At 58.6% G+C, this 19,621-nt stretch carries 15 protein-coding genes and 1 other RNA gene; 14 read left to right on the top strand and 2 right to left on the bottom strand.

Annotated features, from left to right (window positions below; genetic code table 11):
- The 14 genes from CVU69_00005 to CVU69_00070 all read left to right on the top strand — a co-directional run.
- Positions 1 to 247, top strand: a 247-nt coding sequence (locus tag CVU69_00005) for a hypothetical protein (protein ID PKN13597.1), incomplete at its 5' end; no start/stop codon positions are given.
- A 373-nt stretch (positions 248 to 620) separates the two neighbouring features.
- Positions 621 to 3,302 carry an ATPase gene (locus CVU69_00010; protein PKN13598.1) on the top strand — a complete coding sequence of 894 codons (2,682 nt, stop codon included), beginning with the start codon at positions 621 to 623 and terminating at the stop codon, positions 3,300 to 3,302.
- Positions 3,299 to 3,586, top strand: a complete 288-nt coding sequence (locus CVU69_00015) for a hypothetical protein (protein ID PKN13599.1) — start codon at positions 3,299 to 3,301, stop codon at positions 3,584 to 3,586. Before CVU69_00010 ends, CVU69_00015 begins: the two co-directional genes overlap by 4 nt.
- Before the next feature lie 85 nt (positions 3,587 to 3,671).
- Positions 3,672 to 6,335 (top strand): ATPase, encoded by a 2,664-nt coding sequence (locus CVU69_00020; GenBank protein ID PKN13846.1) that lies wholly within the window; start codon positions 3,672 to 3,674, stop codon positions 6,333 to 6,335.
- 133 nt (positions 6,336 to 6,468) lie between these two features.
- A complete protein-coding gene (locus CVU69_00025; GenBank protein PKN13600.1) occupies positions 6,469 to 7,809 on the top strand; it encodes an NADH:ubiquinone reductase (Na(+)-transporting) subunit A in 1,341 nt (446 codons plus the stop codon).
- A complete protein-coding gene (locus tag CVU69_00030) occupies positions 7,806 to 9,017 on the top strand; it encodes an NADH:ubiquinone reductase (Na(+)-transporting) subunit B (protein ID PKN13601.1) in 1,212 nt (403 codons plus the stop codon). The genes CVU69_00025 and CVU69_00030 overlap by 4 nt, the downstream gene beginning before the upstream one ends.
- Positions 9,004 to 9,747 carry a Na(+)-translocating NADH-quinone reductase subunit C gene (locus tag CVU69_00035; protein ID PKN13602.1) on the top strand — a complete coding sequence of 248 codons (744 nt, stop codon included), beginning with the start codon at positions 9,004 to 9,006 and terminating at the stop codon, positions 9,745 to 9,747. Before CVU69_00030 ends, CVU69_00035 begins: the two co-directional genes overlap by 14 nt.
- The gene (locus CVU69_00040) at positions 9,744 to 10,367 is read left to right on the top strand and encodes an NADH:ubiquinone reductase (Na(+)-transporting) subunit D (protein ID PKN13603.1); all 624 of its coding nucleotides are present in this window, start codon (positions 9,744 to 9,746) and stop codon (positions 10,365 to 10,367) included. The genes CVU69_00035 and CVU69_00040 overlap by 4 nt, the downstream gene beginning before the upstream one ends.
- Positions 10,368 to 10,369: 2 nt before the next feature.
- Positions 10,370 to 10,978, top strand: coding sequence for an NADH:ubiquinone reductase (Na(+)-transporting) subunit E (nqrE, locus tag CVU69_00045; GenBank protein PKN13604.1), 609 nt, complete (start codon positions 10,370 to 10,372; stop codon positions 10,976 to 10,978).
- Positions 10,975 to 12,201, top strand: a complete 1,227-nt coding sequence (locus CVU69_00050) for an NADH:ubiquinone reductase (Na(+)-transporting) subunit F (protein PKN13605.1) — start codon at positions 10,975 to 10,977, stop codon at positions 12,199 to 12,201. The genes nqrE and CVU69_00050 overlap by 4 nt, the downstream gene beginning before the upstream one ends.
- A 20-nt stretch (positions 12,202 to 12,221) precedes the next feature.
- Positions 12,222 to 12,680: an aminoglycoside phosphotransferase gene (locus CVU69_00055; GenBank protein PKN13606.1), complete on the top strand. Its 459-nt coding sequence runs from the start codon at positions 12,222 to 12,224 to the stop codon at positions 12,678 to 12,680.
- 363 nt (positions 12,681 to 13,043) lie between these two features.
- A complete protein-coding gene (gene ylqF / locus CVU69_00060) occupies positions 13,044 to 13,928 on the top strand; it encodes a ribosome biogenesis GTPase YlqF (protein ID PKN13607.1) in 885 nt (294 codons plus the stop codon).
- 68 nt (positions 13,929 to 13,996) lie between these two features.
- Positions 13,997 to 15,151, top strand: a complete 1,155-nt coding sequence (locus CVU69_00065; protein ID PKN13608.1) for an exonuclease sbcCD subunit D — start codon at positions 13,997 to 13,999, stop codon at positions 15,149 to 15,151.
- The gene (locus CVU69_00070) at positions 15,133 to 18,174 is read left to right on the top strand and encodes a hypothetical protein (GenBank protein ID PKN13609.1); all 3,042 of its coding nucleotides are present in this window, start codon (positions 15,133 to 15,135) and stop codon (positions 18,172 to 18,174) included. Before CVU69_00065 ends, CVU69_00070 begins: the two co-directional genes overlap by 19 nt.
- Here CVU69_00070 and CVU69_00075 read toward each other — a convergent pair.
- Positions 18,171 to 19,337 (bottom strand): TraB family protein, encoded by a 1,167-nt coding sequence (locus CVU69_00075; protein PKN13610.1) that lies wholly within the window; start codon positions 19,335 to 19,337, stop codon positions 18,171 to 18,173. The two genes, CVU69_00070 and CVU69_00075, sit on opposite strands and share 4 nt — an antisense overlap.
- Before the next feature lie 96 nt (positions 19,338 to 19,433).
- Positions 19,434 to 19,617: non-coding RNA, 6S RNA (gene ssrS / locus CVU69_00080), on the bottom strand.
- Positions 19,618 to 19,621: the final 4 nt, after the last annotated feature.

Below are 19,621 nucleotides of genomic sequence, written 5' to 3' on the forward strand. Positions count from 1 at the left end.
GAACATGAAGGAAATCGTTGTCGCAAAACCTGACGGCACCATAATGGTAGCGACAAACAAAAAGTTTGAAGGCAAGCCAGTAACCGACATATTTCCTGCATCGGTGCTGCAGGAAGACACGTTGACGGTTAGTTCTCTGGAAAACCGGGACATCATGGTAGCGTCTCCGGTCATGGGATTAAGTGACAAAGTGGGGGTTTTGATACTGCTTTACACCCCGCAGAGTTACAGCCTGCAAGTCCCGTAATCCTGGCAGTTCATCGACTTCATTGGCACCTATTTGCAGGTGGCAAGATTAATTTCAGGACCCTCCTGCTGCAGACAGCGGATCTTTCCGCCTGCCTAGAGGTCATCCTGCTCACCGACGGAGGTCGCCAGGGGAAAATTATGGACACAACTATGAGCGCAATCAGTGTTCGTTTTCCCGATTCGATCCTTAAAACGGCCAAAGAAGCTGCCACGTTCTTGCGTCTTCCGAGGACATTGTTCACCTCAATCCTCTTAGCTCCCTGCTCCCTGCCGGTTATCCGATCGGCGGTTGCAAACGGCCTTTGAACCGGTACTCTATAGTGTGCCCGTTGTGATTAACCGTTAAGTCGGTGCTAACTCAGGAGTGAAGCATGGAATGGTACCAGATGGATGCCCGCCAGGCGCTGGAAGCCTGCACCTCGATCGAAGAGGGACTCTCCAGTGAGGAGGCGGCGCGGCGTCTTATAGAGTATGGCCCCAACAAGTTGGCCGAGGGCGAGGAGCTCAGCCGGCTGAAGATCCTCCTGCACCAGTTCACCAGTCCCCTTATCTATATCCTGCTGATTGCGGCCGTCGTCACCTTTCTTTTGGGCGAATATATCGACACCGGCGTGATTATGGCGGTGGTGCTGTTGAATGCGATCATCGGCTATATTCAGGAATTTAAAGCCGAGGAGAGTGTTCGCGCCCTGAAAAATCTCCTTGTGGCCAAAGCGCGGGTCCTTCGTGACGGACATGAAAAGGAGATCCCCGGAGTTGATCTCGTGCCGGGGGATATTGTCCTTCTGGCTTCAGGGACGCGGGTGCCGGCTGACCTACGGCTCCTTCATGCCAACGAACTGCGGATTGATGAAGCGATGCTGACCGGCGAGTCGCTGCCGGTGGGAAAGAAGGTTGCGACGATTGCAGAAGAAGGATTGACGCCGGCGGATCAGCTCAATATGGCTTTCATGGGGACGGCTGTAGTCAACGGCCGGGCCAGGGGAGTGGTCACCGGGACGGCCGGCAGTACTATTCTCGGCGGTATTGCTGACGAGGTTCGGGAGATCGGACTGGTCAAGGCGCCGATCCAGGAAAAGATCGAGAAATTTTCAAAAAAAGTCGGGTTGATCGTCCTGGGGACTGCGGTGGGACTCTTTTTCCTTGGGTTGTTGATGGGCAACAGCATCAAGGAGATGTTCCTGATCGCCGTGGCTGCCGCAGTCGGGGCAATTCCCGAGGGTTTGCCGATTGTGGTGACCATTACCATGGCGGTGGGAGTGGCGCGCATGGCGCGCAAAAATGCCATTGTACGTAAATTGCCGGCTGTCGAAACCCTTGGCAGCACTACGGTCATCTGTTCCGATAAGACAGGTACTCTCACCCGTAACGAGATGACCGTCACCCGACTTTTGGCCGGAAAGCAAATCTACAGCGTCAGCGGCAGCGGCTACGAACCGGTGGGAGAGATTCTGCCGGTTGGCAATGACGTTGCCGCCTCCGGTGAGTCTCTGGCCGTCCTTTTACGTATCGGCCTCCTTTGTAACGAATCGGATATTTATGAGGAGGATGGACTCTTTAAGGTCGATGGTGATCCCACTGAGGGGGCATTGATTGTCGCCGCCCTTAAGGGGGGATTAAATATCGCCGGGGAGAAGGGGGCTTACCGCCAGCTGGCACTTGTTCCGTTTGAGTCGGAGCGGGGCTGGATGGCCACTCTGCATCAAGTTGACGGTGAGAAGCTGATCCTGGTCAAAGGGGCGCCGGAACGGGTGGTGGAGATGTGTGCCGCCAGTCGGGAGGAGATTGAAAAGGTATTGCGGAGCGCCACCGCCTTTGCCGGCGAGGGGATGCGGGTACTGGCCTTTGCCTGGAAAGAGGCCCCCGCTGAAATGGATGACCTGACCCATTTCGACGCGGAGAGCGGTTTAACCCTGGCCGGTCTGCAGGGGATGATCGACCCGCCCCGGAGCGAGGCAGTCGAGGCTATTTCCGGTTGCAAGCAGGCGGGGATACGGGTGGTGATGATCACCGGCGACCATGCCGTGACCGCTCAGGCCATCGCGGCAGAATTGCGGATTATCGATGAGGGCGGCGGGGTTCTGACCGGTCAGGAACTGGAGGGGATGGACGATGATGAACTCTTTGCCAAAGTACGGAAGGTCTCGGTCTATGCCCGGGTCGCCCCGGTCCATAAGCTGCGTATCACCCGCCAGCTGATTCGCCACGGCGAGGTGGTCGCCATGACCGGTGACGGCGTTAATGATGCCCCGGCTCTCAAGGCCGCGCATATCGGTATCGCCATGGGGATCACCGGCACCGATGTCGCCAAGGAGGCTTCGGACATGGTGCTGACCGATGATAACTTTACCAGCATCTTCAGTGCCGTCCGCGAAGGCCGGATCGTCTTTGACAACCTGCGCAAAGTTATCTTCTTCCTTATCCCTACCGGAGTGGCCGACATCCTGTCGATCGCCGCCTCGGTGGCGCTCGGTCTGCCGCTCCCCTTTATCCCGGCGCAGATCCTCTGGATCAACCTGGTGACCAACGGCATGCAGGATGTGGCCCTGGCTTTTGAGCCGGCGGAGAAGGGGGTGCTCAACCGTCCGCCGCGGAATCCGCAGGAAGGGATCATGTCGCGTTTGCTGATCGAGCGGACGATCCTGGTAGGGCTGGTCATTACCACCGGTGTCATCCTGACCTTTATGACGGCACTCAATGGGGGCGCTTCTTTGGAGCATGCCCGCACCTTGACGGTGACCACCATGGTTCTCTTTCAATTTTTCCAGGCCTGGAACTGTCGCTCGGAGACCGAGTCGATTTTCCGAATAAATGCCATGAGCAACCCGATCCTTTTTTACAGCATGATCGCCGCGGCCATTGCCCAACTCGCCTTTATTTATGCTCCGCCCCTGCAGTGGATCTTCCGCACCGTGCCGCTCACCGGCATCGAGTGGCTGCGGGTGCTTGGTGTTTCGGTCACAGTCGTGCTGGTGGTGGAGATCGACAAATGGCTGCGGCGGCGCAATAGCGCACAGCAAAACAACCCTCAACCCAAAGGAGAACAAACATGAGCAGCAGAGACGAGTATGTACGCAAGATGCAGGAAAAACTGGCAGAATTGAATGCCGATATCGACAAACTGGCCGGAAAGGCCAACGAGGTCTCGGCCGAGCTGCGCAGCGAATACAACGAGCAGATGGCGACTTTAAAGGAGAAACAGGCAGCCGCCCGACAGAAGATCGAGGAGGCGCAGAAGGCGGGTGAGAGTGCCTGGCAGGATCTGAAGGCGGGGATGGACTTGGCCTGGACCGCTATCGGCGAATCGATCGACTCGGCTAAATCCCGTTTCAAATAGATCTCTTCCTCAAGTTTCGGTTGTCGTACGATAGTTGCGCGGAAGAGTCCGATTGGCTCTTCCGCGCAATTCCGGAGAAAAAACCATGCACTGGCATCAAAAAGAGATCAAGGAGATCATCGCCGAACTCGGAGCTTTGCCGCAGGGTTTGACGACGGAGGAGGCCGCGCGCCGCTTGCTGGAGCACGGCCCCAACGAATTGATTGAAAAGAAGAAAAAGACACTGGCGATGATGCTGGTCGACCAGTTTCGCGACTTCATGATCCTGGTTCTGATCGCCGCCGCTATCATCTCCGGTGTCATCGGCGAAGCGACCGACACGATTGCGATTATCGTTATCGTTCTGCTCAACGCCGTCATCGGTTTTGTCCAGGAATACCGGGCGGAAAAGGCCATGGCCCTGCTCAAGAAGATGTCGGAACATTCCGCTCTGGTGTTGCGCGACGGTACGCCGACGACGGTGCCGGCGGCACAGCTCGTCCCCGGTGATGTGGTGATTCTCGAAGCCGGCAAGGTCGTACCGGCAGATATGCGCCTGATCGAGGTGGCGCAGCTGAAGATCGAAGAAGCGAATCTCACCGGCGAATCTCTGCCGGTGGAGAAAATCGTCGACCACCTGGACGATGAGCACCTGCCCCTCGGTGACCGGAAGAATATGGTTTACAAAGGGACGATCGTCACCTATGGCCGCGGTCAGGGGGTGATCGTGGCGACCGGCATGGCGACGGAGTTGGGGAAGATTGCGACCCTCCTGCAGGATGAAGCCGAGGTCAAAACCCCTTTGCAGAAGCGGCTCGCTACCTTTGGGCAGAAGCTGGCACTGGTTGTTCTCGCGATCTGCGCCATCATCTTTGGCGTCGGCCTGCTGCGGGGTGAACCGCCTCTTCTCATGCTCCTCACTGCCATCTCCCTCGCGGTTGCCGCTATCCCTGAAGCTCTGCCGGCGGTGGTGACCATCTCCCTGGCTCTCGGCGCCCGTAAGCTGGTGCGGCAGAATGCCCTGATCCGTAAACTGCCGGCGGTCGAAACTCTCGGCTCGGTTACCTATATCTGCTCGGATAAGACCGGCACCCTGACTCAGAACAAAATGACGGTGGAAGAGATTTATGCCGACGGCACGCTCCACACCGGTGCGGAGTTGGGGAAGGGAGAGCGGATCGAGCTCTTTACCGCCCTGGCGATGAGCAATGATGCGGAGCTTGGTGCGGCCGAGACAATGATTGGTGACCCGACGGAAGTAGCCCTTTATGATATCGCCGCACTGCATGGTTTTGACAAAAAGGATCTGGAGAAAGTCTATCCGCGCGTCGCTGAGATCCCTTTCGATTCCGAACGCAAATGCATGACGACCTTTCATGAAATCCCTGCCGATGCGCCTTTTCTGATCCGCAGAGCAAATTCACCCCTCCCTTTGACAAAGGGGGGCGGGGGGGGATTCGTCTCCCTGACCAAAGGCGCCATTGATGTCCTCCTCGATAAATCTACCAAGGTTTTGACGCATGACGGCTTGCAACCGGTCGATAGCGGGGAGTTGGAGAAAGTCAACGAGCGGATGTCCGCTGACGGCCTGCGTGTCCTTGGCATGGCTATGCGCATCTGGGAGACTCTGCCGACGGATTTAACTCCGGAGCTGGTCGAAAAGGAACTGATTATCCTCGGTCTGGTGGGGATGATGGATCCGGTGCGGGAAGAAGCGCAAGAGGCAGTGCGCTTATGCAAAAGCGCCGGGATCAAAGCGGTGATGATTACCGGTGACCATCCGCTGACCGCCACGACCATCGCCGGCCGTCTCGGAATTCTGGAGGAAGGGAGCAAGGCGGTTCTCACCGGCCGGGAACTGGAAGCGCTCACCCTGGAAGAGTTTGAAGAGCGGGTGGAAGATATCCGTGTCTACGCCCGGGTGGCGCCGGAGCAGAAGCTCAAGATCATCAAGGCGTTGCAGGACAAGGGGCAGTTCGTCGCCATGACCGGCGACGGCGTCAACGATGCACCCGCCCTCAAGCGCGCCGACATCGGCATTGCCATGGGGATCACCGGCACCGACGTCTCCAAGGAAGCGGCACACATGATCCTCCTTGATGATAACTTTGCCACCATCGTCAAGGCGGTGAAAGAGGGGCGGCGGATCTTCGACAATATCCGCAAGTTCATCAAGTACACCATGACCAGTAATTCCGGCGAGATCTGGACGATCTTCCTTGCCCCCTTTCTCGGCCTCCCCATCCCTCTCCTGCCGATCCATATTCTCTGGATCAACCTGGTCACCGACGGTCTCCCCGGCCTCGCCCTGGCGGTGGAGCCGGCGGAGAAGGGGATCATGGAGCGGCCGCCGCGCCATCCGCAGGAAAGTATCTTTGCCGGCGGTCTCGGCCTCCACATTATCTGGGTCGGCCTCCTCATGGGGGGCGTTGCCCTCGCCACCCAGGCCTGGTCGCTACACGATGGTAGCTCCCATTGGCAGACCATGGTCTTTACCGTCCTTTGTCTCAGTCAGATGGGGCATGTGCTGGCGATCCGTTCCGGACGGGAGTCGTTTTTCAGCCAGGGCATCTTCAGTAATAAACCGTTGACCGGGGCGATTTTGCTCACCTTTGCCCTGCAAATGGCGACCATTTATGTGCCACTACTGCAACCGATCTTCAAGACCAAGGCGCTGACGTTGGCCGAACTGGCCCTGACCCTGGCTCTCTCCTCGCTGGTCTTCTTTGCTGTCGAGATCGAAAAGTGGCTGAAGCGGCGGCGGGGGTAAAAGACGACTTTCCCGCGTCCTCGTAGCTGGACATTCTCAACCTTTATGGTTATCATCCCACAACTTTAGTGCAGGAGAGGGCTCCTGCCCGCTCCCTTGAATTTTTCCAGCGAATCAATCAACCGGGCAAACGATGATTCTTATCAAAAAAGGTCTTGACCTTCCCCTTGCCGGCAAACCTGTCCAGCGCATCGACGCCGGCGCCGCGGTGCAACGCGTGGCGCTGCTGGCGCACGACTATCCCGGCATGAAGCCGACGATGCTGGTGCAGGAAGGGGAGCGGGTCAAGCTCGGCCAACCCCTCTTCAGTGACAAAAAGAATCCCCGCGTCCATTATACTGCACCGGGATGCGGCGTCGTTAACGCGATCAATCGCGGCGAACGGCGGGCTTTTATCTCCACGGTCATCACGCTGGATGGCGACGATGAAGTCTCCTTCCCGGTCTGCAAGGCGGCGGAAATTCCCTCCCTCGCCGCCACCGAGATCGAAGAGCGTCTCCTTGCTTCCGGTTTGTGGACGGCGTTACGGAGTCGTCCTTTCAGCAAGGTACCAATCCCCGGCACCCGGCCGGCGGCGATCCTGGTCACCGCCATCGACACCAACCCCCTGGCGGCGGATCCGGCCCTGGTCATCAATGAACAACGCGATTACTTTGCCGCCGGTTTGAGTGCGCTGCGGACCCTGACCGCTGGCAAGGTTCATCTCTGTCACGCTGCCGGCGTCAACCTTCCGCTTCCGGCCGGGATCAATCCCGCTGTTTTCTCCGGCCCGCATCCGGCCGGGCTCGTCGGCACCCATATTCATTTTCTCGAAGCGGTCGATCTGAAACGGTCGGTCTGGCATCTCGGCTATCAGGATGTCATCGCTATCGGCGCCCTCTTCCTGACCGGCCGTATCAGGGTTGAGCGGATCGTCGCCCTGGCTGGCCCGCAGGTGCAGAATCCTCGCCTTCTCCGCACCCGCCTTGGTGCCGATCTGGCGGAGCTGACTGCCGGCGAGCTCCGCGAAGGCGAGAATCGCCTGATCTCCGGTTCCGTCCTCTTCGGCCACGCGGGCGTCGGCGAGATCGCTTTTCTCGGTCGCTATCATCAGCAAATTTCAGTTATCCGCGAAGAGCGGGAAAAGAAATTTCTCGATTGGCTCCTCCCCGGTTTCGACAAATATTCGATCAAGCCCCTCTTCGCTTCATCGCTGCTGCCGACCCACGGCCTCCCCTTAAGGACCGAGACCCACGGCAGCCATCGCGCCATGGTGCCGATCGGTGCCTTTGAAAAGGTCATGCCCCTGAATCTGCAGATCACCTGGCTCCTGCGCTCCCTCCTCGCCGGTGATACTGAAATGGCGCAAAGTCTCGGCGCTTTGGAGCTCGATGCCGAGGATCTTGCTCTTTGCAGTTACGTCTGTTCCGGCAAGAACGATTACGGCGAGCATCTGCGCCGGATTCTTGACAAGATTGAAGAGGAGAGCGCATGAAAAAACTCCGGTCTCTCCTTGACAGGGTGGCGCCGCACTTCCAGCCCGGCGGCAAGCTGGCCCGGCTCTTTCCCCTTTATGAAGCGGCGGACACTTTCCTCTATTCGCCTGGCGAGGTGACCACCGGTTCCCTGCATGTGCGCGATGCCATGGATCTCAAGCGGGTGATGGTCACGGTGGTGATTGCCCTCCTCCCCTGTTTTTTTATGGCCCTCTTGAATACCGGTTATGAAGCGGACCGGGTTCTTCAGTTGGACGGTGGACTCCCTGGCGGCTGGCGCGGCGATCTCCTGAATATGCTCGGTTTTCGCGGTGATCCCGTGAGTCTGGTCGATAATCTCCTGATGGGGGCGGTCTGGTTTGTGCCGGTCTATCTCGTTACCAATATTGTCGGTGGATTCTGGGAGGTTCTTTTTGCCGTTGTCCGCAAGCACGAGATCAATGAAGGTTTTTTAGTGACGGGCTCCCTCTTCCCTTTGATCTGTCCGCCGACCATTCCCCTTTGGCAGGTTGCGCTCGGCATCACCTTCGGGGTGGTGATCGGTAAAGAAATTTTCGGCGGCACCGGCAAGAACTTCATGAACCCGGCTCTGGCCGGGCGGGCCTTTCTCTACTTTGCCTATCCTGCCCAGAACAGCGGCGACAAGAACTGGATTGCCGTTGACGGCTACACTTCCGCCACTCCGTTGGCGCGTGCAGCAGAGGGGGGGATGGAGGCGGTCACCGCTTCCGTCACCTGGATGGAAGCTTTCATCGGCATCATCCCCGGCTCGATGGGGGAGACTTCGACCCTCGCCTGCCTCATCGGTGCGGCGATCCTCTTGGTCACCGGCGTCGCTTCCTGGCGGATCATGCTGGCTTGTGTCCTCGGCGCCTCTTTCCTGGCCACCCTCTTTACCGTGGTTGGCAGCGCCACCAATCCGATGTTCGGCCTCCCCTTTTACTGGCACTTTGTCCTCGGCGGCTTTGCTTTCGGAACGGTCTTCATGACCACTGACCCGGTCTCCGGGGCGATGACGCCGCAAGGGCAGTGGTACTACGGGTTACTCATCGGCGCCATGTGTATCCTCATCCGCGTTGTCAATCCGGCTTTCCCCGAGGGGATGATGCTCGCCATCCTCTTTGGTAACCTGTGTGCCCCTCTTATCGACCATCTCGTCCTCAGGCGTCATATTCAGCGAAGGGGGCTGCGTCATGTCGAGGGATAGTACGCGCAAAGTCCTGACCGTCGCCTTTCTTGTCTGCCTGGTCTGTTCGATCCTTGTTTCGGTGGCCGCCATCGGGTTGAAGCATCGGCAGGAGCAGAATCAGGAAGAAGAGAAGCGGCGCAATATCCTGCAGATTGCCGGTCTTTACGATCCTGCCAGGTCTGTCGATGAACAGTTCAAGAAGGTCAGTAGTCGCAGCGTCGATCTCGCCAGCGGCCAGTTTGTCACTGCGAGTGCCGCCGGCAGCCCCTATGTTATCCCTCTGGCGCAGGATTTTGCCGGGATCAAGGTCCGCCCCCGTAGCATGGAGGTCTATCTTGTCGAGGAGGACGGCACATTGCAGCAGATGATTCTGCCGGTCTATGGCAAGGGGCTGTGGTCGACGATGTACGGTTTCATCGCTCTGGCCCCCGATCTCACCACCGTCAGCGGCTTCGGATTTTACCAGCACGGCGAGACCCCCGGTCTTGGCGGCGAGATCGACAACCGCAGCTGGCTCGCCAAGTGGCCGGGAAAGCAGGTCTACAATGAGCAGGGCGAAGTCAAGCTGAAGGTCCTCAAAGGGCCGGTCGATGCCGACAACGTCAATGCCCGGTATCAGATCGACGGTATCTCCGGCGCCACCCTCACCGCGCGCGGGGTCAGCAATCTGATTGCCTACTGGCTGGGGGAGAACGGCTATAAACCTTTCCTGGCCGGACTGCGTAAGGATGGAGGCATGCAACCATGAGTTCTTACAAAGAGACCCTGTTAAATCCGATCTTTAATAAAAACCCCATCACCCTTGAGGTGCTTGGTATCTGCTCGGCGTTGGCAGTCACTTCAAAGCTGGAGACGGTGGTGGTCATGGCGCTGGCGGTGACGATGGTTGTCGCTTTTTCCAATTTGTCTGTCAGTCTGCTCCGTAATCAGATTCCCGGCAGTATCCGCATCATCGTCCAGTTAACGATCATCGCCACCCTGGTCATCATTGTCGATCAGTTCCTCAAGGCATATGCTTTCTCGATCAGCAAGCAGCTCTCGGTCTTTGTCGGACTGATCATCACCAACTGCATCGTCCTCGGGCGGGCTGAAGCTTTTGCCATGAAGAATCCGCCCCTCCTCAGCTTTGTCGACGGTATCGGCAACGGCATCGGTTACAGTGTCGTTCTGTTGATCGTCGGCTTTTTTCGCGAGCTCCTCGGTTCCGGAAAACTCTTCGGTGCGACGATCCTGAAGACGGTCAGTGAAGGAGGTTGGTACCTCCCCAACGGTCTCTTCCTGCTGCCGCCGAGCGCCTTCTTCCTGATCGGGCTGATCATCTGGGCCCTCCGTTCCTGGAAAACCACGCAGGTCGAGAGGGAGGGATAAAGATGGAACATTACCTCAGCCTCCTGCTGCGCTCGATCTTCATTGAAAATATGGCACTCGCCTTCTTTCTCGGTATGTGTACGCTCCTGGCGGTCTCGAAAAAGGTCGATGCCGCCATCGGTCTGGGGGTGGCGGTGGTGGTGGTGCAGACGATCACCGTGCCGGTGAATAACCTGATCTACAAGTTCCTGCTCAAAGCCGGCGCCCTGGCCTGGCTTGGTCTCGGCGATCTCGACCTTACTTTTATCGGTTTGATCTGTTATATCGGCGTGATTGCGGCGATGGTGCAGATTCTCGAAATGGTTCTCGATCGCTTCTTTCCGGCCCTCTATAATGCCCTTGGCGTCTTTCTTCCCCTCATTGCCGTTAACTGCGCCATCCTCGGCGGCTCCCTCTTCATGGTCGAGCGGGAATATAACTTTCCCGAAAGTGTCGTCTTCGGCTTTGGCAGCGGTCTCGGCTGGGCTCTGGCGATCACTCTGCTGGCGGCTATCCGGCAAAAACTCAAATACAGCGATGTGCCGGATGGTCTGAAAGGGCTCGGCATCACCTTCATGATCATGGGGCTGATGGCTCTTGCCTTCATGTCCTTCTCCGGGATTCAGTTATGAGCGCCATCCTCCTCGGCATCCTGATGTTCACCGGGATTATCATGGCGCTGGTGGCCCTGATCCTCCTCGCCCGGGCCCGTCTCCTCCCTGGGGGAGAGGTCGTCCTGACCATCAATCATGACCCGGAAAAGAGCATCACCGTTTCTCCCGGCGGCAAGCTGTTGTCCGTCCTCGCCGACCACAAAATCTTCATCCCTTCCGCTTGTGGCGGTGGCGGCACCTGCGGCCAGTGCAAGGTGAAGATTCCGGCCGGTGGCGGTGATATCCTGCCGACCGAGACCGCCCATATCAATAAACGGATGGCGCGGGAAGGTTACCGTCTGTCCTGCCAGGTCGGGGTCAAGCAGGATCTGGCGCTGGAGCTGCCGGCGGAGATCTTCGCCATCCGCCAGTGGCGCTGTAAGGTCCGCTCCAACCACAATTGCGCCACCTTTATCAAAGAGTTGGTCCTCGAACTTCCGGCCGGAGAGGAACTCGATTTCCGCGCCGGTGGCTACATCCAGATTGAGGCCCAGCCGCATGTTGTTGAATACAAAGAGATGGCGATCGAAGAAGAGTACCGCGCCGATTGGGATCGCATGAACCTGTGGCGCTATCGCTCCGAAGTCAAAGAGCCGATCATGCGTGCTTACTCCATGGCCAACTACCCGGAAGAGCAGGGGATTGTCATGCTTAATGTCCGCGTCTCGCCGCCGCCGCCGTCTGTCCCGGATGCGCCGCCGGGGCAGATGTCCTCCTTTATCTTCAATCTCAAACCGGGGGATGAGGTAACGATCTCCGGTCCCTTTGGTGAATTCTTTGCCAAGGAGACGAATGCCGAGATGATCTTTATCGGCGGCGGCGCCGGCATGGCCCCCTTGCGGTCACATATCTTCGATCAGCTCAAGCGTTTGCACAGCCAACGGAAAATCTCCTTTTGGTACGGTGCCCGCAGTCTGCGTGAAGCCTTTTATGTCGAGGAATTCGAGGCGTTGGCCGCCGCGCACGATAACTTCAGCTGGCACCTTGTCCTCTCTGATCCCCAGCCGGAAGATAACTGGAGCGGTGCGGTCGGTTTTGTTCATCATTTCCTCCTCAGCAGTTATCTCAAGGATCATCCTACCCCGGAGGATTGCGAGTATTATCTCTGCGGCCCGCCGATGATGACCAGGGCGGTGGTCGAGATGCTGGAAAACCTTGGCGTTGAAGGGGACAACATCCTCTTTGACAATTTCGGTTTGTAACCGCGTACCGGGAGTCGACCATGCGTTTTGCTCAGACCCGCGATATCCTTCAGCACCAGGTGGCCCCTTATCACCGCACCGTCAGTCAGCATTATCAGGATTTTTCCGGGCAGGAGATCTCCCCCCGCAATCAGTTGATGCTCGACTACCTCATTGATCATGAACTGCGCTTGGCGCTGGCGATTCATGACTTCATGGAAGCGGCTCACCCCGGAGCCCTTGACTACTGGTTCAAGCGGATTGAAATCCCCTTCCCGGCGGCGAACTCCGGGGTTCTGACCGATGCCTGCCGCACGGATCTCGATGCTCTGGTCGGAGCGGCCATCTGTTACAAAACAGCGCTGATCGCTTTTTATGGACATCTCCTGCAAAACTGCGATGACGCCAAAGCCGCACACCTCTTTCAAACCCTGAAAGATCAAGAAGAGAAGGGGATGAAGCGCTTTATCCGCCATGCCCAGGGTCTGGCTGACCTGTAAACTAACCACCACCCCCAACCCCTCCTTAACAAAGGAGGGGAGTTTAAATTCCCCCTCCTATTTCAGGAGGGGCCAGGGGTGGTAAGGTTTCACTCCGTGAGATCCCGCCATGAAGACCCTTCTTGTTGTCCTCTGCTTATTCCTCCTTGCCTTTGCCGGTCTGGCGATTGGTGTCATGCTCCGCAACAAGCGTCTGCGCGGCGGCTGTGGTGGTCCGGCCAAGGGGGATTGCAAGGAGGGATCCGGTTCCTGCTCCTGTAAAGATGAAAAGCTCCGCTAAATTCGGTCATTGTGCCATTCCTCGCTATCTGTTACCTTGCAAGGCTCAAAATCTGTACATAATAAAAAGAAATGAGTCCATAGATGGCGATTGAATGGTATCCGGGGCATATGACCAGGGCAAAGCGGGAGATCGGCGAAGCCCTCGCCATTGTCGATGTTGTTATTGAAGTCGTCGATGCCCGCCTGCCGCGTTCGAGTTCCAATCCCCTGTTGCAGAAGCTGCGCGGGGTCAAGCCCTGCGTCAAGGTTCTCAACAAGCAGGATCTCGCCGATCCCTGGGTGACCAAGGAGTGGGTGCAGCACTTCGAAGCCGAGAAGGGGGTGCTGGCTCTGCCGATCGAAGCGAAGAATCTCCGCGAAGCCGGTCAGATTCTTCGCCTCTGTCAGCAGCTGATCCCGCATAAGGGCAAAGCAGGGCGGACGCTGCGCGTCATGGTGGTCGGTATCCCCAACGTCGGCAAATCGACCTTGATCAATACCCTTGCCGGCAAAAAGATCGCCCGAGTCGGCGACAAACCGGCAATCACCACCTGCAAGCAGCAGATCAAACTCGCCAACCACATCGTTCTCGATGATACGCCGGGCCTCCTCTGGCCCGATCTGCGCGATCAACTCGGCGCCTTCCGCCTCGCTACCAGCGGTGCTATCGGCGCCAATGCCTTCGACTCCAAGGATGTGGCCCACTTTGCCATTGCCTTCATGCTCGAACGCTACCGCGATGCTCTGGTGCAAAGCTACCCACTGGCTGAAAAGGAGTCGGATCCGGCGATTCTCCTCACCGAGATCGGCCGCCGCCATGGCTGCCTCCTTAGTGGCGGTATCGATCTCACCCGCGCCGGTGAGTTCTTCCTCCGTGCCCTGCGCGCCGGCAAGTACGGTCGTTTCTCTCTGGAAAGACCGGGGGATGCCGTCTTTGTTGAAGGGGACGAGGACGAGGATGATGAGATAGATTCCGTGGATATGTAGGGGCACGGCACGCCGTGCCCCCTACATGTAATCCTGACTATAAACACACTCCTCCATAGAGAACCCCCATGCGTATCCTTCACCTCGCTGACCTCCATCTCGGCAAGATCATCTTCGATCTCCATTTGACCGTCGATCAACAGCACATTCTCGAACAGATCGTCGCTATTGCCGTGCGTGAAAAGGTCGATGTTGTCGTCATCAGTGGCGATCTTTATGACCGCTCCATCCCGCCGGTGCAGGCGACGATGGTCATGGACGACTTCCTGTCCCGTCTGCTCATCGACCACGGTATCAAGGTGATCATCACCCCCGGCAACCACGACAGCGCCGAACGACTCGCCTTTGCCAGCCGTCTCCTCAAGGATCAGGGGCTCTTTATCGCCTCGGGGATGAGCGAGGGGATTGCGCCGGTCATCCTTCATGACGACGCCGGACCGGTCACTTTCTGGCCCTTGCCGTATATCGACCCTTTGGCGTTGAAGAGGCACCTCGGCGATCTGGAGATCGACGATTTTGATAGTGCGATGGAGCGGGTCGTAGCCTCGCTTCCCCTGGCGCCGGGTCGCAATCTCTGTCTCGCCCACTGTTTCACCGGCGGCGGAGAGGCGAGCGAATCGGAGCGCCCCCTGACCATCGGCGGCTCCAGTCTCGTCGATCCGCTGCACTTCGCCCCCTTCGAGCTCACCCTCCTTGGCCATCTGCATCGCCCGCAGCAGGTCGGTGCCAAGGTTTTTTACGCCGGCTCTCCCCTTAAATATTCTTTCTCTGAAACCGGCCAGAGCAAGGTCGTCGCCATCTTTGATCTCGCCGCGGACGGTTCCTTTACCCGCACCCTGGTCGAACTCGTCCCCTTGCGCGAGATGCGTACCCTCTCTGGCGAATTGACAGAGATCCTGGCCGCAGCGGCGAACGATCCCGGTGCCGACGACTATCTCTGGATTGAATTGACCGATCGCAGCGCCCTCTTCGATTACGCTGCCAAGCTGCGGACGGCTTACCCTAATCTCCTCAATATCACCCGCACCGCATATGCCGGCAATGGCACAAGCGGCGACGCAATCGTCGTCCGTAACAAGAGCGAGAGCGAGATCGTCAGCGCCTTCTTCCATCACGTCAGCAGCAATGGCCTCAGCAGCAGCGAAGCGAGCGTGCTCGCCGAGGTTCTCAACGACCTGCTGCGCCAGGAGCAGGGGGAGGAATCATGCGACCGCTCAAACTGACTCTGCGCGCCTTCGGCCCCTTTGTCGGCGAGGAGGTCGTCGACTTCACCCTTTACGGCGATAATGCCTTTTTGTTGATCAACGGTCCGACCGGCGCCGGCAAGACCACTCTCCTTGACGGCATCTGCTACGCCCTTTACGGCGAAGCGAGCGGTGCCGGGCGCAGTGAACATTTTCTCCGTTCGCAGCGCGCCGCCAAAGAGGTGATCTGTCAGGTCGACTTTCTCTTCAGTGTCGGCCCCCGCACCTATTCCCTCAAGCGCCGCCCGGCGCAGACGATTCTCCATAAAGAGAAGGTGCGTGAGCTGAATCATCAGGTGGAGTTCTGTGAGGTCTCGGTCGACGGGGAGATAATCGGCGAACGGCTCAGCAAGATTAACGAAGTGCGCGAGCGCATCGAATCCCTCCTCGGCTTTTCCAGTGACCAGTTCCGTCAGGTTGTCGTCCTGCCGCAGGGGGAGTTTCGCCGGCTCCTTTTGGCCAAGTCCGACGAAAAGGAGCGCATCCTCGAAAAACTCTTCAATACCGGCCGCTATAAATTCGTCGAGGATGCGCTGAAAAAGCGGCGTTCGCTCCTCGGAGAAGAGCTGAAAAAACTCAAGGCGGAAGTTGAAGGGATCCTTGTCGCCTGCCAGGTTGGCAGTGCGGTCGAACTGGACGAACGGATCGCCGCTGTGGCGGCGCGCCGTGCTGAGCGGGGGCAGGAGCTGAGCACCTTGATTCTGCGCCAGCAGCTCTGTCATGAGCAGTTGCGATCGGCGCAGGCCGATGCGGAAAATTTCCGGGAGTATGATCAGGCGCAGCTCTTTTTCGCTCAGCTCGAAGGGCAGAGCGAGCTCATGACGCTGAATGCGACCGCGATTGAGGCCGCCTCCCGCTCGCTTCTGCTTGTCGATCTCGAAAGTGCCGTGCAGCGCGGAGAAGGGGAAGTCGCGGGATTGCGGCAGCGGATTGCCTTCCTCGGTGCAGCACAGAGTCGTCTTGGAGAAGAGGTTGAAATCGTCCGGCAACGCCTGGCCGTCTGTCGGGAAGAACAGGGTCTGATTCCGGCAAAGGTGGAAGGCGCCGCACAATTGCGCCACTCCTTGACACTGCTGCGTGAGCTGGAGGGCTACCGTCAGGATCTGGAGAAGGCGCAGACAGCGGCGGTAACGGCGCAGCAACAGCTTGACCAGTTACAGGCGGCACGGCAGTGCGAAGAGCAGGGGATTGAGTCGCTGACGGCGCGGATCGAAGAGTTGGCCGTGACCAGTGGTCGTCTGGGTGAGATCGATGGCGAGATAGCGCGGCTGACGCAACTGCTCAAGGTGCGAGGGGAATTTGATGCCGAGACTCTCCGCTTGCAGCAGCTCACCAGCGAACTGGCCGTGGTAACGTCGGCCGTCAAGGTCACGGAAGCAGCCGCGGCAACGGCGCGGGGAGAACTGGAGGAATTGAATCGGCAGTTTCTCGCCGGCCAGGCCGCCCATCTTGCCGCTCAGTTGACGGACGGGGAGCCCTGCCTGGTGTGCGGCGCCACCGCCCATCCTCACCCGGCCCTGTCGACAGGGGCGATTCTGTCCGAGGACGCACTAGAAAAAGCAACACAGCGCTGTACGTCCACCGTTGCAGAATGGGAGGTGGAAGCGGCGCGGCGGACCGAGATTTCCGGTTGGCAACAGGGCTGCATGGCGAGTCGGGCGCGACTTTTTGATGCCCTGCAGGGGACAGAAGGCGAGCCTGTGGAAATCCTGCAGCAGCAACTGGCCCGCTGCAGAGAAGAGAAAGAGATTGCCGCCAGCGCCGCCGGAATCCTTGATAAGACTCGCCAGGAGCGCGACGCCCGCAGTGCCCGACGCCAGCAATATCTGCAACAAGAACCAGCGGCGGCGGAAGCTTTGCTGGCGGCGACGGCGACGGTGGAGCGTCTGCACGGGCTGGTTGCCAAGGGTGAAATCGCAACCGCCGGGATGAATGCCGCGGAAGTTGCGGCCTGCATTGCTGCCAGCGAAGAGTTCGTCGCCCGCGTCAACAGCGAGGCGCGGCAGGCAGAGGAGTTGTTTGCTCGAATCGCCGCCACGCAACAAAAGAACAGCGGCGAGCTGACACAGTCAGAGGAAGAGGTGCAACGTCGCTCCGTGGCCTTGATCTCTTTACAGGAAGAGTTGACCGAACGCCTTGCTGGCGAAGGTTTTAGTGATCTTGCCGCTTGTCGTGCCGCCCGACTGGAGCCCGCCGTCCTCGCTCGCCGCAAGGAGGAGCTGGAGCGATTCCGCCAGGATCTGGCGGCAGCAACGGTGCGCCGGGAGCGGGCGGCAATGCTCTGCGCCGGTCGTTCTCGGCCGGACCTGGAAGCGTTGTCGCAAGGTAAGGATGTTATCGACCGCGAGGTCGGTGTGCTGCAACAGGAGATTGGTGCCTTGGTCGGGGAATCTGCGACTCTGGAGAGCGCCCGAAAAAATATCGGGGTCAAGGGGACGGCCATTGACCGTCTGGAAGAAGATTTTGCGGTTGTCGGGCGCTTGGCCGATCTGGCCGGGGGGCAGAATCCGCTACGAATGACCCTGCAACGTTATGTTCTGGCGGCCCTCTTTGAAGAAGTCGCCATTGCTGCTTCGCGCCGGCTGAGCAAGATGAGCCGCGGGCGTTATCATCTCCTCCGTGCCGAGATCCCCCGCGATGGCAAGAGCACCGGCGGTCTTGATCTCGATGTCATTGATGATTACTGCGGCGAGCGCCGCCCCGCCTTTACCCTCTCCGGCGGGGAATCGTTTCTTGCCTCCCTGGCCCTCGCTCTCGGTCTTTCCGATGTTGTTCTCGCCCAGAGCGGCGGCCGCTATCTCGACTGCATCTTTATTGACGAAGGTTTTGGCACCCTCGATGGCGAGACCCTCGATTTCGCCCTGAATACACTTATCGAACTACATCAGGCCGGGCGGGTAATCGGCATTATCTCGCATGTGGCCGAGCTCAAAGAGCGTATCCCCAGCCGGATTGAAATCGTCGCGCAAAAAGAGGGGAGTCGCATCGTCCAGAGACGCTAAAAGACCTTAGTCAGCCAGCGCAAGGCGAGGAAGAGCCCGGCAGAGGCGCCGAGGGAGGAGAAGAAAAAGACGAGGAGGACGCGGGTGACGCGGTTACCCCACCAACCGCGCATGGTGACGACATCGTCACTGACGTGTTCGAGGTCGCGCACCGTCGGCGGTACGATCCAGGCCTGGGTGAGGCCGGTAAAGAAGCCGACACCGAGGGCAGGATGGAGGGTGGTGATCGGCGCGGCGACAAAGGCGGTGAGAATGGTGAGGGGATGGCCGAGGGCGACGGCCGTGCCGATGGCGGAGAGGGAGCCGGTAGCGAGGATCCAGGCGAAGGCGGCCTCCATGAGCCGGCCTTTGTCGCCAAGGAAGAAGCCGGCGATAAAGACGACAACGATCGCTCCGGGGATCAGCCAGGCAGAAGCGCGAGCGATAAGTCCCGGCTCGGGAATGATTTCAAGATCGTTGATATCGTCCAGAGCATCGCTGTCAAAGTGACGGAGAATCCCCGGCACATGGGCAGCGCCGACGACGGCCACGACCTTGCTGCCACTGGCGTTGCGGATGTTGTGCGCCATGTAGCGATCGCGCTCGTCGATGAGGATCGCTTTGACCGAGGGGAGGGCGCTCCCCATCTCTTCAATCATGCCGTTGAGGGCGTCGGACTGTCGCAACCGGGCCAATTCTTTTTCGTCGATCTTGGTGCTGTCGAAGAGTCCGGAGAGCAGGGCGGCCATAATGCTGAGTCGTTTGCCGAAGCCGGTCATGCGCCAGGCTCGCAACAGGGTGGTGCGAATGTTGCGATCGACGAGGCTGAGGGCGATACCGTTCTCTTCGGCGGCGCTGGCGGCGGCCAGTAACTCGGCGCCGGGGCGCACGCCGGTCTGCATCCCCATCCGTTTCTGGAAGGAGACGAGGGCAAGGTTGGCGAGGAGGAAGGATCCCTGGCCGCTGCGGATGGCCTGCACCAGATTGAGGGATTGCCAGCGGGAATCGTCCTTGAGGGCCTGATAACGTTGGCTGTCGAGTTCGACGCAGACACGATCCGGTTCTTCGCTCGCAATGACCTGGAGGACCATGTCGACCGATTCCTGCGAAACATGAGCGGTGCCGATAAGGATGATTTCACGGCCGGGAAGAAAAATGCGTTGCAGATCTGTTGATGGATTCATGAAGAAGAAGAACCTTTGTGATGATAAAATAGGGAGGTCAAAGGGGAGGGACAAGATGTGAGAAAGGGCGCCGGTAGTAACCGACACCCTTTCTTTTTGCTCTCCGCGCCTGCCGTGGGTTGGTTTAGCCTCACAGCGATTACTATGAGGTGGGACCGTTTGTTGTTGCTTTAGACTTCCCACTCGCTGCTGTGGGCTTGCACACCGCAACCCTGAAACAATCCCGATGAAGCATTATTCGGCGTGGGCGTTTACGTCCACACATGCAGGGCAGAGAATCTTAT

Source organism: Deltaproteobacteria bacterium HGW-Deltaproteobacteria-4 (assembly GCA_002841765.1).
In the GTDB taxonomy this organism is placed as follows: domain Bacteria; phylum Desulfobacterota; class Desulfuromonadia; order Desulfuromonadales; family UBA2197; genus UBA2197.